The 15,386-nt window shown below is 64.4% G+C and carries 13 protein-coding genes, 1 tRNA gene and 1 other RNA gene; 6 read left to right on the top strand and 9 right to left on the bottom strand.

Features of this window, described 5'->3' with window-relative positions; translation table 11 throughout:
* The first annotated feature begins 184 nt into the window (after positions 1 to 184).
* The gene (locus AC1DJB_RS14275) at positions 185 to 3,358 is read left to right on the top strand and encodes a S8 family serine peptidase (RefSeq protein ID WP_476910549.1); all 3,174 of its coding nucleotides are present in this window, start codon (positions 185 to 187) and stop codon (positions 3,356 to 3,358) included.
* Positions 3,359 to 3,575: 217 nt separating this feature from the next.
* Here AC1DJB_RS14275 and AC1DJB_RS14270 read toward each other — a convergent pair whose 3' ends face one another.
* The 4 genes from AC1DJB_RS14270 to AC1DJB_RS14255 are packed head-to-tail and all read right to left on the bottom strand — an operon-like array spanning position 3,576 to position 5,960.
* Complete coding sequence (locus tag AC1DJB_RS14270) at positions 3,576 to 3,944, bottom strand: serine protease inhibitor (RefSeq protein WP_306964151.1); 369 nt, start codon at positions 3,942 to 3,944, stop codon at positions 3,576 to 3,578.
* A complete protein-coding gene (locus tag AC1DJB_RS14265; RefSeq protein WP_441437774.1) occupies positions 3,941 to 4,984 on the bottom strand; it encodes a 3-methyladenine DNA glycosylase in 1,044 nt (347 codons plus the stop codon). The genes AC1DJB_RS14270 and AC1DJB_RS14265 overlap by 4 nt, the downstream gene beginning before the upstream one ends.
* Entirely contained in the window at positions 4,881 to 5,450 is a 570-nt protein-coding gene (locus tag AC1DJB_RS14260) for an SSI family serine proteinase inhibitor (RefSeq protein WP_441437775.1), read from the bottom strand. The genes AC1DJB_RS14265 and AC1DJB_RS14260 overlap by 104 nt, the downstream gene beginning before the upstream one ends.
* A 15-nt stretch (positions 5,451 to 5,465) precedes the next feature.
* Entirely contained in the window at positions 5,466 to 5,960 is a 495-nt protein-coding gene (locus AC1DJB_RS14255) for a MarR family winged helix-turn-helix transcriptional regulator (protein ID WP_059388522.1), read from the bottom strand.
* Positions 5,961 to 6,084: 124 nt separating this feature from the next.
* Here AC1DJB_RS14255 and AC1DJB_RS14250 point away from each other — a divergent pair, with 124 nt between their 5' ends.
* Positions 6,085 to 6,294, top strand: coding sequence for a hypothetical protein (locus tag AC1DJB_RS14250; protein ID WP_253257261.1), 210 nt, complete (start codon positions 6,085 to 6,087; stop codon positions 6,292 to 6,294).
* A 156-nt stretch (positions 6,295 to 6,450) separates the two neighbouring features.
* Positions 6,451 to 6,630, top strand: coding sequence for a hypothetical protein (locus tag AC1DJB_RS14245; protein ID WP_113990642.1), 180 nt, complete (start codon positions 6,451 to 6,453; stop codon positions 6,628 to 6,630).
* A 114-nt stretch (positions 6,631 to 6,744) separates the two neighbouring features.
* On the opposite strand, the gene AC1DJB_RS14240 is transcribed toward AC1DJB_RS14245, so the two are convergent.
* Complete coding sequence (locus AC1DJB_RS14240) at positions 6,745 to 8,091, bottom strand: aspartate kinase (RefSeq protein ID WP_306964159.1); 1,347 nt, start codon at positions 8,089 to 8,091, stop codon at positions 6,745 to 6,747.
* Positions 8,092 to 8,342: 251 nt separating this feature from the next.
* On the opposite strand from AC1DJB_RS14240, the gene AC1DJB_RS14235 reads away from it, so the two are divergent.
* Together AC1DJB_RS14235 and AC1DJB_RS14230 are read left to right on the top strand one after the other, a co-directional pair.
* Positions 8,343 to 9,299: an ABC transporter ATP-binding protein gene (locus AC1DJB_RS14235; RefSeq protein WP_441433194.1), complete on the top strand. Its 957-nt coding sequence runs from the start codon at positions 8,343 to 8,345 to the stop codon at positions 9,297 to 9,299.
* Positions 9,296 to 10,483 (top strand): ABC transporter permease, encoded by a 1,188-nt coding sequence (locus AC1DJB_RS14230; protein WP_441433195.1) that lies wholly within the window; start codon positions 9,296 to 9,298, stop codon positions 10,481 to 10,483. The genes AC1DJB_RS14235 and AC1DJB_RS14230 overlap by 4 nt, the downstream gene beginning before the upstream one ends.
* Positions 10,484 to 10,542: 59 nt before the next feature.
* Here AC1DJB_RS14230 and recR read toward each other — a convergent pair whose 3' ends face one another.
* The 4 genes from recR to AC1DJB_RS14210 all read right to left on the bottom strand — a co-directional run bounded on the left by recR (position 10,543) and on the right by AC1DJB_RS14210 (position 14,774).
* Entirely contained in the window at positions 10,543 to 11,142 is a 600-nt protein-coding gene (gene recR / locus AC1DJB_RS14225) for a recombination mediator RecR (RefSeq protein ID WP_028265726.1), read from the bottom strand.
* A gap of 119 nt (positions 11,143 to 11,261) precedes the next feature.
* Positions 11,262 to 14,240: a DNA polymerase III subunit gamma and tau gene (locus AC1DJB_RS14220; RefSeq protein ID WP_441433196.1), complete on the bottom strand. Its 2,979-nt coding sequence runs from the start codon at positions 14,238 to 14,240 to the stop codon at positions 11,262 to 11,264.
* 33 nt (positions 14,241 to 14,273) lie between these two features.
* Positions 14,274 to 14,370, bottom strand: an RNA gene (gene ffs, locus AC1DJB_RS14215) — signal recognition particle sRNA small type.
* An 80-nt stretch (positions 14,371 to 14,450) separates the two neighbouring features.
* Complete coding sequence (locus tag AC1DJB_RS14210) at positions 14,451 to 14,774, bottom strand: YqfO family protein (protein ID WP_306964166.1); 324 nt, start codon at positions 14,772 to 14,774, stop codon at positions 14,451 to 14,453.
* Positions 14,775 to 15,084: 310 nt separating this feature from the next.
* On the opposite strand from AC1DJB_RS14210, the gene AC1DJB_RS14205 reads away from it, so the two are divergent.
* A tRNA-Ser gene (locus tag AC1DJB_RS14205) sits at positions 15,085 to 15,169 on the top strand.
* Positions 15,170 to 15,386 lie beyond the last annotated feature (217 nt).

The following is a 15,386-nucleotide window of genomic DNA, read 5'->3' as shown; positions in this document are numbered from 1 at the left end:
TATTCTGATGCCGAATGACATGACAAAAAACGTGAAATGTGTCCTATGTCATATTCGACTATCGCTCTGTACTCTATGAATCGGCTGGGCTTTACCTGATTACAAGAACTGTCAATCGGTGCCCATCCTTTGTTGATTGATCTTGACATGACCGCCACGATCGCCCGGAAAGGTGCAATCACTCGTGAATTCACAAGGAAAGAGCTTCATTGGAAGCGGGGGGCTTCGAAAAGCTGCGGCGCTAGCCGTCGGATTACCGGTTCTGCTCTCCTCGGTGGCGTTGACACCCGCACAAGCAGCGCCCGCTTCCGGTTCAACGGTCCTCGGATCAACGGCCGTGGGAGTTGCCCGCAATGTCGACCCCAAGTCTTACCAGGATGGCCGTTACGTTGTGGTGCTGGCAGAGAAGCCAGCGGCCACTTACGACGGCGGAACCCCCGGCTATGTGCCCACCAAGCCGCAGGCGGGCAAGAAACTGGATGTCGGCAAGGCCGAAGTGAAGCAGTACCAGGCCCACTTGCAGCAGAAGCAGCAGGACGTGGCCAAGCAGCAGAGCGTAACCATCAACCGCGACTACACCACAGCCATCAACGGCTTTAGCGCCACGCTTTCCGCGAACCAGGCGGTCAATCTCGCGAAGAATCCCGATGTTCTCCTCGTGGCCCCGGACACGCAGTCTGCTCCTGACTACTCCACCACCGATTTCCTCAACCTCAGCGGACCGAATGGTGCTTGGAATACCCAGTTCGGCGGCCAGGACCAGGCCGGCAAGGGCACCGTGGTGGGTGTCATCGACACCGGCTACACGCCCACAAGCAAGTTCTTCGCCGGGGATCCCGTCCAGCCGCTGGTCGGGGACCCCCAGGTGGGCGTCCCGTACCGCACGGGTGACGGCAAGATCGCCATGCTGAAGGCCAACGGAGACACCTTCGTCGGCGAGTGCCAGAAAGGCACCGACACCGGAGTGGCCTTTGACGGAACTGCCTGCAATTCCAAAGTCCTCGCCGCCCACTACTTCGCAGATGCCTTCCTCCAGACGGTTCCGCCAGCCCAACGGGCACCCCAGGAACAAATCTCGCCCATCGACGTCGTGAGCCACGGTACGCACACGGCCAGCACCGCCGCCGGCAACCCTGGCGTGGAAACGTTCGTGGATGGCCGGAGCTTCGGCAAGACGAGCGGTGTGGCACCAGCTGCCAAGCTCTCCATCTACAAGGTGTGCTGGGAAGACACCGACCCCAATACGGGCGGTTGCTACAGTTCCGCGGCCATCGCCGCCATTGACCAGGCCATCGCCGACGGCGTGGACGTCCTGAATTACTCCATTTCCGGCGCCACGGACACCACCACCGACCCTGTCTCGCTCGCGTTCCTGTCTGCTGCGTCGGCCGGCATCTTTGTGGCGGCATCCGCGGGTAACTCGGGACCTCAGGCCAGCACCGTCAACCACGGCGCACCCTGGATGACCACGGTTGCGGCTACCTCCTTCTCGCAGGAACTCCAGGGAACGGTCGAATTCTCCGACGGCACCAAGTTCCGCGGAGCCAGCATCATGAACCACCAGGTGAGCGGGGCCGGCGTCGTGCTTTCCGCAAACGCCGCGTCAGGCGCCGGTAACGCGGCACTTTGCGCGCCTGGGTCCCTGGACCCGGCGAAAATCGCCGGCAAGGTAGTGGTGTGTGACCGTGGAGTGGTTGACCGCGTCGCGAAGAGCGCCGAGGTGCTCCGCGGTGGCGGCGTGGGCATGATCCTGGTGAACCTCACCAGTTCCTCCTTGGACACGGACAAGCACGCGGTGCCTACCGTCCACGTGAATCCTCCCGCCTCGCAGGCCATCAAGGACAAGGTCGCGGCCAACCCGGCACTTACTGTTTCCCTGGTTGACCACGACACCACTGGGCTTCCGCTCGAGGCCCAGCCGCAGATCGCCGGATTCTCCTCCCGCGGCCCGCTCCTCGCCACCGATTCGGATCTCCTCAAGCCAGACGTCTCGGCTCCCGGCGTTGCGGTGCTCGCGGGTGTTTCGCCGATCGGCAGCAAAGGTGATGAGTACGGATTCATGTCCGGTACCTCCATGGCGTCCCCGCACATTGCAGGTTTCGGAGCCTTGATCCTGGCGAAGAATCCCGATTGGTCCCCTGCGACGGTCAAGTCGGCCATGATGACGACGGCGAGTGACGTCAAGCTGGCCGATGGAAGCAAAAACCAGGACGTCTTCGCCACCGGTGCGGGAGAAATGAACCCTGCCAGCGTGCTGGAACCGGGCCTGGTCTACGATGCCGGAACCGAGGACTACCTGAAGTTCATCCAGGGTACCGGCGTCGATCTCGGCAAGCCGGGGCTGGGCTCGACACTGCCCCGCGACATGAACCTCCCCTCGTTCGCCCTGGGTAACCTCGCGGGCAGGATCGAGGTCACCCGCACCGTCACCGCCCTGACTCCGGGACAATACCGGGCCACAGTCAATGTCCCCGGCGTTGACGTCAAGGTCACTCCGTCCGTGCTGAACTTCAACGAAGTCGGCCAGAAGAAGACCTTCAAGGTGACCTTCGAAAACAAGACGGCCGCACTGGGTACTTTCGCGATGGGATCCCTGAAGTGGGAAGGTGCCAACAAGTCGGTGGTCTCTCCAATTGCGGTCCGTCCGCAGTCGGTGCTGGCCTCCAAGAGCGTCGCCTTCACGTCCCAGGAGGCAATCGGATCGGCGGACATCAACATCGTTTCCGGTTCCGACTCACCCACTGCTGTGACCATTGACGGTCTCTCCAAGGCTGATTCCTCGGCCGCGGAACTTGTTCCGGGTCCCGTGGCAGTTGCGAACAACGCCTCGAACTTCGTCAAGACCGCCACGGTTCCGCCCGGAACGGCGTTCGCGAAGTTCTCGGTGATTTCCTCCGATCCCACGGCGGATTTCGATCTGTATGTCCTGTCGCCGTCGGGCCAGTTGTTCACGGCAGCGACACCGAGTGCCAGCGAGTCGCTCTCGCTCGACAACCCCCAGCCTGGAACGTACACCATCATCGCGAACCTGTATGCAAGCCCGAACAACCGGCCCACCAAGGCCAGCGTTGACGCCGCGATCCTGGGCGCGAACCAAGGCAACGCCACGGTTACGCCCAACCCGATCAAGATGAAGAACGGCAAATCCGGGAAGCTCAGTTTCGCGTGGAACAACCTGACTCCGGGTTCCTACATCGGCCGACTCACTTTTGACGGCACCAGCGCGCCGACGTTTGTGTCCGTCCTGGTCTCGGCAAGCGGCACCGTGTCCGTGGTGCCGAACGACGACCAGGAAGGCGAACATGGCAAGGGCAAACTGCAGAACGCGGGGGAGGACCAGTCAAACAACGCGCCGTAGCGCGGCATTAATGGTCTGACGGATATGCGAGGCAGCGGCCGGCGGGATATCCCGCCGGCCGCTTTCTTATCGTCGCCCCGGACGCTCGCTCACCTATATGTCCCTTTTGGCGGACGCTCGCTCACCTTAATGGCCAAACGGCGGAACCCTCTTGCAGATGATGTGAGCGGGCGTTGGGGTCGGGACGGTTGTTTGTGAGCGGGCGTTGGGTGGGGAGTTAGATGTTTCCCGTGGATCCTGCCACGCCGCCGAGGAGGGCGGCCATGGTGCGCCAACGGGCGATCTCGCAGCCGTCCGTCCGGCTGAAGCGGCTGCTGACCTCGCGCCCGCGGAACCGGCCGGTCACCAAGGCCACTTGCGGACCACCGTATTGCTGGGTGCATATGCGGTCCGGCCGGGGCACGGGAAAGAAGATCTCCTCGCCGAACTGTTCGACGGCGGCAAGCGCCGCGCGGGGGTCCGGAAGGGTCGAGCCTTCGGAGACTTCGCCGCCCGAGCCGAGCAGGACGAACTCGTAGTCCGCGGCGCCTGGTGCCTCCGTCAGCGTGATGGTGAGCTCGACGTCGTACTTTGTGCTTGAAGTCATCGCTGTCCTTCGTGAGACGGTGTTTGTACTAGGAGATCCAGGAGCGGCCGCACGTGGTCGAGGACCCGCGCACGGAGCGCTTGGGCCTCGGCAGCGAACGCCCTCTGATACTCAACGTACTCGGCCTTGCCTTGTGGTGTCTCGATCCTGATGGCCGGGTATCCCCACTCTTCAAGGTCGTAGGGCGAGGCCTGCATGTCCATGACCCGGATCCGCCAGGACAGTTCGAAACAGTCCATCACGAACTCGCTCGGTAAGGCCGGCGTCAGTTTGTACGCCCATTTGTAGAGGTCCATGTTGGCGTGCAGGCAGCCCGGTTGCTCCATGGTGCGCTGGTTGTCCCGTGTCGGGGTGAGTTCGTTGAGCGGAATGGCGTCCGGCGTGTAGAAACGGAAGGCGTCGAAGTGCGAGCAGCGGATCCGGTTGTCTTCCACGACGGTGTCAGTGCCTTCGGAACCGAGGCGCAGCTTGAGGTATTCGTGGCGAAGATCGAACTTGTCCTGGCGGTAGACCATGGCCCACTCGTGGAGTCCGAAGCAACCAAACTGGGCGGGCCGCGCTACGGTTCCGGCAAGGATGATGCCGGCGAAGCGGATGGCTTCGGTGCGGTCGGCCACGAAGCGGCTGCGATCGAAGGTGACGGCAACGGTACCGGCGGGCAGCCCCGCGGCCGCCAGCGCGCCGTCGTCGAGCACTCGGTAGTACTTCCACCCGGCCCGCTCGGCGGCTTTGGGGCCGGAGAGGACGACGCCGTCGCCCGGGTGCCAGCGCAGCAGCTGGCCGGGCTTCTGGGTGTAGTACGTGAAGAGGAAGTCTTCGACGGGATGTTTCTCGCCCGCGGAGCGCCGGGCCAAGTAGGGCTTGGCATAGCGTTCGACGCGGGCGTGGTGGGCAGCCTCCAGCGCGAGCCATTCCTCTTGCGGGAGGTGCTTGTACTTAAGCTCCGGCACCGCTTGAACCAAGGATGTCGGCGACGGCGGCCCAAGCGGCAATTTCGCAGCCGTCCGTGAGCTTGTAGGAGGACTCGACGCCCACGCCATCAACGGCCCCGGTGACTATTGCCGTCTGGGGTCCGCCGTAACGCTGGTCGCAGACCTGGTCGCTGGAGCGCGGCGTGCGCGTGAGAAGGGCGGGGTTCTTTTTCAGGGCGGCGCATGCTGCGGCTGCGGTGGGGTGGTGGCTTTCCGCGGAGGGGACGCCGCCGGTGCAGACGAGCGTGTAGCTTTCAGGGGCTGTCGAAGCGGAGAGCTTGACGATGATGGAAAGCTCGGCCTCTGCGGAGCCGGGAGAGCCGGGCGCCGTGGGGGAGATCGAAGGAGTCGGTTTGCCGCTGGGAGACGCCGTTTCGTCGGGCAAAAGCCCGGTAGGGCTGCCCGACGGCGAGGACGACGTGCTGCTGCCAGGCGCCGAACTGCTGGGCGAACCGCCCCCGGGGCCGGGCGTGCAGGCGGCAAGACCAGCGACGGCGACGACGGCCAACACAGACCGGACTATTCGCAGGCGCATGGGGTTCTCCTTGATTTATGCCAGTTTATCGCCCGCACCGGGAGTCGGGTGTTGCGTGGCCGCGATGAGCCCGGTCATTGCGCGGTGCAGTTCCGCTACTTCGGCCCGCGTGAGTTGGAGCCGCTCCATGATGGTTCCCGGCACGGCCGTCGCCTGTTGCCTGAGGGCGGAGCCGGCTTCCGTCAAGGTGATGGCAAGTGCCCGTTCGTTTCCGTGGATGCGGTTGCGGGTGACGAATCCTGCTTCTTCGAGCCGGCGCAGGATGGGCGAAAGGGTGGCAGGCTCGTGCAGGAGTGCCTCACTGATGTCCTTGAGCGTGCGCGGACTGCGTTCCCATAGGGCGAGCATCACGAGGTACTGGGGATGGGTCAGCCCCATCTTTTCAAGCACCGGCTTGTAGACGCCCACCACGCTCCGCGACGCCACGGTCAGGGCGAAGCACAATTGGCGCTCGAGTAGAAGGTCGTCTTCAGGCGGGGCGGCGGTTTCGGGGGCAATGGGTGCGGCCATGGCTTGCTCCATTCCGTGTCGATGACCGGACTGCGCCGGCCAATAGTTAGTGCACTAATTGTTAGTGTACTCTTAAACCACAACATCCTTTTGAGAGAGGGTAGACCCGGTGGCCAAAGAGACCATGACCCAGAGATTCATGCGCGCAACTGGCAAGCTTCGGATCATTTTCGGACCGGCGCACAGCAGTTCCCTGGATCATGAAATGACCGAGGAGAACAAGCGTCTCCTCGTGCGGCGCCAGGCCGAAGCGCAGCAATGGGAGACCGTCCGCCGGCCGGACGGCAGCACCTACGTGGTCCCCAAGAACCCGGACGACAAGTCCCTTCGCTAGGGCCCCCCTCGCTCTCAGCGATCGACGCCGACCCCGGGCCTTTTGCGGGTTCCGGGCGTAAAATTGGCCTCACTGGACCACTCAGCTCCAACCGTACGGCTGGACCTCGCAGCGGGGAAGGAGGTGGGAATTGTGGGACATGCACTCGATAGTTTCATGAGGGTAACCGATCGACTGCGTTTCTGGTTCGGCCCGGCAACCCGGGGCGACATTGATGCGCCCGTAGTCCACAAGCATGACGACTTCGAGACGGCGTCGGAAGAAGACCTGGGGCATTTCGTCGTCGAAACGGACGACCAGGGCCACCACTACGGAGTCCGCAAGGAAGGCGCCTGAAGCCGCTCGCGGCTCCAAAGCCGCAGGAAAGCAAAAGAACCGGAGCACAAGCTCCGGTTCTTTCACGTTAAGTACTGCAGATTCCGACGGCGGGTGCCCGACGGCGGAGTTCGTCTAGCGGCCGGTGCCACCATAGACGGTTGCCTCGGCGTCGCCGTCGAGCTCGAACGCTTTGTGGATGGCACGCACGGCGTCATCCAGCAGATCGGCGTGCGTGACCACGGAGATGCGGATCTCCGAGGTGGAAATCATGTTGATGTTGATGCCCGCGTCGGAGAGCGCCTTGAAGAAGGTGGCGGAGACGCCCGGGTGCGAACGCATGCCGGCGCCGATCAGCGAAAGCTTGCCGACGTTCTCGTTGTATTCGATGCTCTCGAAGCCGATTTCAGGCTGCGCAGCACGGAGGGCGGTGAGGGCGTCGGCGCCTTCCACGATGGGCAGGGTGAAGGAAATGTCCGTGCGGCCGGTACCGTGCGTGGACACGTTCTGGACGATCATGTCGATGTTCGAATGTGCTTTGGCGATGACCTGGAAAATCGCGGCGGCCTTGCCGGGGATGTCCGGGACGCCGACCACGGTGACCTTGGCTTCTGAACGGTCGTGTGCAACACCGGAGATGATTGGCTGCTCCAAGGCAACTCCCTCTTGAATCGTGATCTTGTCGTCGGCGCTGGGCAGGACCCAGGTGCCTTCGTTCTGGCTGAATGAGGACCGGACGTGCAGGGGCACGCCGAATCGGCGGGCGTATTCCACGCAACGCAAGTGCAGGATCTTGGCGCCGGAAGCTGCCAGTTCCAGCATTTCCTCGCTGGAAATACGGTCGATCTTCGTGGCAGTGGAGACCACGCGGGGGTCCGCGGTGTAGATGCCGTCGACGTCCGTGTAGATTTCGCAGACGTCTGCTTCGAGCGCGGCTGCGAGGGCCACCGCAGTGGTGTCGGATCCGCCGCGGCCAAGGGTAGTGATCTCCCGCGTGCTCCGGGTCATACCCTGGAAACCGGCCACGATGGCGATGTGTCCCTTGTCCAAAGCGGTGCGGATGCGGTGGGGGTCGACGTCGATGATGCGCGCCTTCCCGTGGATGCCGTCCGTGATCATGCCGGCCTGCGAGCCGGTGAACGACTGGGCGGAGGCACCGAACTTGTTGATGGCCATGGCGAGCAGGGCCATGGAGATGCGCTCGCCTGCGGAGAGGAGCATGTCCATCTCACGGGCGGGAGCAGAATCGGTGACTTGGGCGGCGAGGTCCAGGAGCTCGTCCGTGGTGTCTCCCATGGCGGAAACCACTACGACAACCTCGTTGCCGGCCTTTTGTGCGTCAACAACGCGGCGGGCAACACGCTTGATGCCTTCTGCATCGGACACCGAGGAGCCGCCGAACTTCTGCACGATCAGCTGCTTGGTCTTGGCAGGCTGCGCGGTCAGGTCTTCGGTTTTCACATCGGTAGTGGGCAAACTCATGCGCGCACCCTCACTGCTCAATTGGGGATCATACGTTGCGTGGCCAGGTAGCGGCACGGCTACGTGGCTTATGTGGCCAGTTTATCGCCGGGCGCGGCGGGCGGGGGAATTGTGACCAAATCTCGGCCCTTGGGTGCACGCCGGGCGGTTTCGGCTTGGCGTACGATCAAGAAATACGCAGCCTGCGGGCATGTGGGCTCACGGGAGTTGAAGCGTACTTGTTCTGTTTGGGGGAAACAGGTGAGTAGAGCATGTCCATAGCTGAAAGTTCAAGAGTCCCGGTTGGTGACGCCCCGGGAGTGTCCGCGGAAGGCGTCTCACGCCGCTTTGGCACGGTCCACGCCGTCGAGCACATCGATTTCCACGCCCCGCCAGGGAAGGTCACGGCGCTCATTGGGCCCAATGGTGCAGGCAAAACGACGCTCCTTCTCATGCTTGCCTCGCTTCTGCGGCCCGACTCCGGGACCATTCGGATCAACGGCTTGGATCCCTTGCACCACAGCGCGGCCGCGCGGCTTCGGATCGGTTGGATGCCGGACACCCTGGGGGTGTGGGAGTCCTTGACTGCACGCGAAATCCTGGTCCAGATGGCGCGCTTCTACCGCCTGCCCAGGGCAGGCATCGCCCAGCGTGTTGCCGGCTTGCTCGAACTTGTCCGGCTGGACACCCTTGCCGACCAGCCCGCCCGGGTCCTCTCCAGGGGCCAGCAACAACGGCTCAGCCTGGCCCGGGCCCTCATCCACGACCCGTCCGTGCTTCTGCTCGACGAGCCAGCGTCCGGCCTCGACCCGGGATCCCGAGTGGAGCTCCGAAACCTGCTGCGCCGCCTGGCCGGGGAAGGGAAAGCCGTGGTGGTTTCCTCCCACGTACTCAGTGAGCTCGATGAAATCGCGGACGGAGCGGTGTTCGTCAGCCAGGGCCGGACCGTGAAACAGCAGACCCTTGAGGAGGCGTCCCTGCAGGGCCGGCGCTACGCGATCACAACCCTCGACAATGCGGCCCTCACCGCAAAGCTCAGCGAACTCGGGCTGGAATACCGGGTGGAAGCGGGCCGCCGCCCGTCGGTCACCTTGCTGTTGACGCACGACGACGGCGCTGCCGCCCTCTTGGGCGAACTCGTCCGGTCCGGCATCAGAGTAGTTTCCTTCGCCCCCGCAGCCGGTGCGTTGGAAGAGACGTACATGAACCTGGATACGGAGAGGCCATGAGCGACGTGAGTGAATCCGTGCCTGTTTCAGCGGGACCTCCGGCGGGACCGCAGGGAGCTACGGGAGGCTGGAGCGCCGTCGTCGGCTACCTTGGCGGAATACGCGACGTCGTGATCCTCGAGATGAAACAACGGTTGCGCTCCCGCGGCTGGTACATCATGTTGGGCATCTGGTTCTTTGTCATCGCGGTAGTGACGTGGCTGACGTGGCTCGCCTGGAACGCGAGCATGGAAGCGCGGCGTTCCACGATGCCGCCTTCGGCGCTGGCGCCCCAGGACGGAGCCGGGTCCATGATCTTCGAGGTCGTGCTGGCCTTCGTGCTCCTCTTTGCCCTGCTTGTGGCACCTGCGCTGTCCGCCAATGCCATCAACGGGGACCGGGCCGGTGGCACACTCGCCATCCTTCAGATCACCTTGCTTACCCCTGGCCAGATTCTCTGGGGCAAGTTCTGCGCCGGATGGCTCGCGGCGCTCGCCTTCCTGGCGACAAGCGCCCCGTTCCTTGTCTTCGGAATGTTCCAAGGCGGCCTGACCCCGGGGCACGTGGTGGTTTCCTTGTTGATGCTGGCGGTAGAACTGGCCGTTGTGTGCGGGATCGGAGTGGGGATTTCGGCGCTTGCCGGGCGGCCACTGTTCTCGATCGTGGTGACCTACTTGGTAGTCGCGGCGCTGGTGGTCGGCTCGTTGATTTCCTTCGGACTGGGATCGCAACTGGCGCAGGGCACGGTATTGGCCAACTCTCCCGTTGGCCGTGGCGTTTTGTATGCGCCGGTGCAGCCGAATCAGCAGCCGACGGAACCAGCGCAGCCGGCATACACCTGCGAGGGGCCCTTGGTGGAGCACCCGGCCGTCCGGACCGAACGCGTTGCGTGGATGCTCGCGTTGAATCCCTACGTGGTGGTGGCCGACGCCATTCCGTATCCGGACCGGAGCGGGACGGCGTTCTACTCGGTCGGGATGATCGAGGGCATCAGCCAGGGTGCCAGGTCCGCGCTCGCCGGGCCGGAGCACTCTTACCTATGTGCAAACGGCGTGCCGCAGCCGCAGTACCTCAAGCAGACAACGCCTTTGTGGCCACTGGGACTCGGCCTGCAATTGGTCCTGGCGGGGCTGCTCATGTGGCTCGGTTGGCGTTCGCTGCGGACGCCAGCAGGCCGGCTGGCCAGCGGGACGCGGCTCGCTTAAACCGGGCGGCTCGCTTAGGGGTCCGCAACGGCGTCGGGGTGTTCCTCGAAGCGAGCCGCCTACATGAGGGCGTTGCGGCGGCCCTCGAAGGCCCTACCAAGGGTGACTTCGTCCGCATACTCCAGGTCTCCGCCCACCGGGAGGCCGGAAGCAAGCCTGGTGACGGTGATGCCGATCGACTTCAGCATGCGGGCCAGGTAGGTGGCCGTCGCTTCGCCTTCGAGGTTGGGGTCGGTCGCGATGATGATTTCCTGGATGGCGCCGTCGTTGAGCCGTGTCAGCAGCTCGCGGATACGGAGCTGCTCAGGCCCGATACCTGCGATCGGATTGATGGCGCCGCCGAGGACGTGGTACCGGCCGCGGAAGGACCGCGTGCGTTCCACAGCCAGGACATCCTTGGATTCTTCGACCACGCAGATCACCGAGGGGTCGCGTCGCGGATCGCGGCAGATGTTGCACAGCTCCTGCTCGGTGACGTTGCCGCAGACGGTGCAGAACTTCACCCGTTCCTTGACGGTGGTGATGGCCGCGACCAACCGCTTCATGTCCTCGGGATCGGCCTCGAGGATGTGGAAGGCCAGGCGCTGCGCCGACTTCGGCCCGACGCCGGGGAGCCGGCCGAGCTCGTCGATCAGCTCTTGTACTGCGCCTTCGTACACAATGTCCTCGTTCGTTCGGTGTGGACGCCTTTGCCGTTCGGCGGCGTCGCGGTTTGGTGGCACCCTTTGTGGCGCCGGCGGGGCTCTCGCGCGCAGGGTGTGGTGACGGCGTCCGTTTGTTAGCGACGCATGCTGTCCAGCGACCGTTCTTCCAGTAGCTTTCCGCCCAGAATACGCTCGACCGCGGCCCGTCCAAAGACTCCCGATTCCTCGATGGTTTCATCGTCGGCACTCGGGATGTCTTCCACCACGGTGCCGGGAGCGACGGCGGCCCGTGCAGGTGCTTTCTCGCGGCCGGCCATCGCTTCGGGGCTGTTCGAAAGCCGTTGGTAAAGGCTCTGCTTCCCGCTTCCCGAAGGCGCCGACCCTGTTGCAGGGGCCGCTTGGGCAGCGACAGGGGCAGGGGCTTGCGCGAGTGTTACGGCCGAACGCGCGGGTTCGGCGGCCGGCTCGGTGCTCAGTGCCGGCACTGACGCCTGCGGCTGGTTTGGAACCTGCGCGGCGGCAGGTTCATAGACGGGGCTCGGCGTGGCCGGCGAGGGCGAAGTGGCCTGGCCGTCAGGGTCGGCGGAGGTGCCCGAAGCCGCCGAACCAACGTTGGACTCGGTGCCGACCACCCACGAACCCGGCGCGTGCTCTACAGCCCTGGACCATGGATCTTCCGGGGTCTTCGATTTTTTCCCCGAAGGTGCTTTCTCCGGAGATGCTTGGGTGGAGCGCTTGTTCGTGGGGGCTGGGGAATCAGTGCGTGGCGTAGCGGCCGGGGCGCGGGGGCCCGCCGTGGGCATGCCGGTGAAGCCCGGGGACGACGACGGCTCCCAATCCATGGGCGGTTCTTCGTCCAGCGGGGGAGCGTCCTCGTCCCGAGGGGGGCCCCAATCATCGTCCGAATACGAGTAGTCCGCGGCAAGGTCTGCCGGTGCCGTTGGGGACGAGGCAGCTTCTGCGGCGGACGACACCCGGGTGGCTGCTGGGGCCGGATCCGGAGCCGCGGAAACGGCCTGGCTCGGAGCGGCCCCGGATGCCGGGGCCGCCTCGGGTTTGTCCGCTTCCGGTGCGGCAGGGCTTTGGGCCGCAGGGGCAAGTCCCCACGCGCTGTCCACGGCGGACGATACAGCCGGGGAGCCGCCACCCCCTACAGGGGGCGCCGGGTCAGCCGGTGCTTTTGGGTTTGGTTCAGAGCTACCTGAGCTGTTGCCTCCGACGACCGAAGTGATCTGGCAGTCGATGCCGATCGTCTTGTGGATGGCCTGGCGAAGGTTCTCGGCATGGTCTGCGCGGCTGAAGGCGCTCGCAAGGCCGTCAGTGCTGAATGCCAGAGTGAGAAGTTGACCGTCGAACTGTGCCACCTGCGCGTTCGCTCCGACCAACGCCCAGCTGCTGCGCTTGATCTTGGTCAGCGTCTGGAGGATTTCGGGCCAAGCCCGCCGGATGACCTCCACATCGGCGCCACCGGCAGCGGGGCGAGGCGCCTGAGCGGGCGCTGGCTGCGGGGCGGGCGCCTCCGCGGGCGCCGGCGGTTGTACGGGGGTTGACGCCGGAGCCTGGGCCGGCGAGGGCGTTTGAGCTGGAGCCTGGGCAGCTGGCTCGGGAGCGGGGCGGCCGGCCTGCTGCCTGGATTCATCCACGGGCCAGTCAGTAGTGGAGACCCGCGGCGGTGTCAGCTGCTCCCTGGACGGTTCCTCGGAAACAGTCGGACGGCCGGGGGCCGGAGCGTCGGCGAACTTGGCTGACAAGGGCGCGGCCGGCCCGGACGCGGCAGCCCCGGGCGTTGGTGAGTGGAGCGCTGGTGAGGCGGGAGCGGGACTGGCGTCCGCCGTCGGGCGTTCCACTGGTTGTTCCGCTGGGCGCGCAGTTGGCGCGGCGGAAGTGGAAGGAGCCGCAACAGCTTCCGGCGGCGTCTGGGCTTCCGCGGGGGGAAGTGCCCCGCCGTAGTTGAGACGGCGTTCGACGCGGTCGATCCGGGCCGCGATCCCGCGTTCGGTCTGCTCGGAACTGGGCAGTAGGATCCGGGCGCAGAGCAGTTCGAGGTGCAGACGCGGCGAAGTGGCGCCGGTCATCTCAGTGAGCGCGGTATTGGTCACATCGGCGGCACGGGATAGCTCGGCCGCACCGAGGTTGTTTGCCTGGCTGCGCATCCGGGCTATCTGGTCCGCAGGCATGCCGCGGAGGATGGCTTGGGCGCTTTCCGGCATGGCTTGGACGATGATGAGGTCGCGGAACCGCTCCAGCAAGTCTTCGACGAAGCGGCGGGGATCATGCCCCGTTTGGATGACACGGTCCACGGCACGGAAAACCGTGGCGGAGTCTGACGCGGCGATCGCCTCGACGACGTCGTCCAGCAGTGAAGCGTGGGTGTATCCAAGCAATGCGACGGCGAGTTCGTAGTCCAGGCCGTTGGGTCCGGCGCCGGCCATGAGTTGGTCCAGTACGGAGAGCGAGTCGCGCACCGAACCGCCGCCAGCCCGGATCACGAGGGAAAGCACGCCGGGAGCCACCGGCACGTTTTCCTGTTGGCAGAGAAGCTCGAGGTACTGCATCAACGGCTCGGGCGGCACCAGCCGGAAGGGGTAGTGGTGCGTACGGGAGCGGATGGTGCCGATGACCTTGTCCGGCTCCGTGGTGGCGAAGATGAATTTGATGTGTTCCGGCGGCTCTTCGACGATCTTAAGGAGCGCATTGAAGCCGGCCGAGGTGACCATGTGGGCTTCGTCAATGATGAAGATCTTGTAGCGGTCCCGGACCGGGGCGAAGGTGGCGCGTTCGCGGAGATCCCGGGCATCGTCTACGCCACCGTGGCTGGCAGCGTCGATCTCGATGACGTCGAGGGAGCCGGAGCCCCCGCGGGCCAGCTCGACGCAGCTGTTGCATTTGCCGCAAGGAGTGTCTGTGGGGCCTTCGGCGCAATTGAGGCAGCGGGCAAGGATGCGGGCGGACGTGGTTTTTCCGCAGCCGCGCGGGCCGGAGAAGAGGTAGGCGTGGTTGACCCGGTTTTTGCGCAGGGCCGTCATGAGCGGCTCGGTGACGTGTTCCTGCCCGATAACGTCCGCGAAAGAATCGGGGCGATATCTGCGGTAAAGAGCAGTAGTAACAGTCACAGGGGAAACCTACCTATAGGGACTGACATTTAAATAAGAGACCCCTCATGCACCCGCCAGAGCCCATCTACCCTTGCTACCTTCCGGTCCTGGGGGAGTTCAACAGGATGACGCCACATGAGGGGCCGTCGACAAGCTTACCCGAAGTTTTCGAGCCCTCCGAATTTGCGGACATGTGCCTTGTGGGAGCCAAAAGATGGACATGTCCAGTTAGCGCCAGCCGTTCACGGGCCACGTCATGAACGCGGGCTCCTCATAAGGGTGGGCTGAGCGCAGGGCCTGCACTACGGCGTCGAGCAAGTCCGTCTCAACCACGCACTCGACCCGGATTTCCGGCACCGTTTCACCTTGCCCCACGGCGCCGATGAACGGTTGTGCCCCTGGCATGGGGGTGAAGCGTCCAGTGCCCGGAGTGGTGAATGAGCAATGCGAATAGTCGCCGATTCTGCCGGCCCCGGCATCACCGATCGCGGCCAGCAAGCTCTCGCTATGGGATACCGGGACGTAGACGACGAGGGCGTGTAGCTGGCTCATGGCACCATCCTCCCAGCGGCCGCCCAAAAACAGGTCAAAGGATGGTTTCCAATCTCCATTGCCAAACCGCTAAACCCAGCGGACTATTGGTATGTACACCGATTGGGGCAATCTCAAGATTGTGAGCCGCAGGGCCTGGTTTCAGGGGCTGGACCCAGCAGCTCAACGGAGTGCCGGAGGAATGGACGCATTGGGGGCGTCCATTTTTACGTTTAAGCGCACGGAGGGCCCGCTCGACACCATGAATGTCCCGATTGGGCGATGCCGAAATTCTCGGGTACAGTGGAGTCTGCTTTTGATTCAGAAGCATGGAGAATTCGCCTAGCGGCCTATGGCGCACGCCTGGAACGCGTGTTGGGTTAACGCCCTCGGGGGTTCAAATCCCCCATTCTCCGCGTTTGGCCCCGGTCCTTGGACCGGGGCCTTTTTGCGTTTTGGCTCTTTTCGAATTGTCCCGGTAAGCGGGTTATAGGACAAAACGTGTGTAAATCCCGCGCGTGTCACGTGCGTCCTGCCCAACCTTTGCGGGCCCAGAGGCCTTCCTCTGCGGTGGCTGTGTTGCCGTATTCCTCGGGTCCGTGTGGCTGCTCGACGGCGGTTTGGGCCGCCGGG

It is taken from the genome of Arthrobacter sp. 01T428 (genome assembly GCF_056398685.1).
The sequence above is the reverse complement of the archived record's forward strand: the minus strand, read 5'-3'. Positions and strand labels throughout refer to the sequence as shown.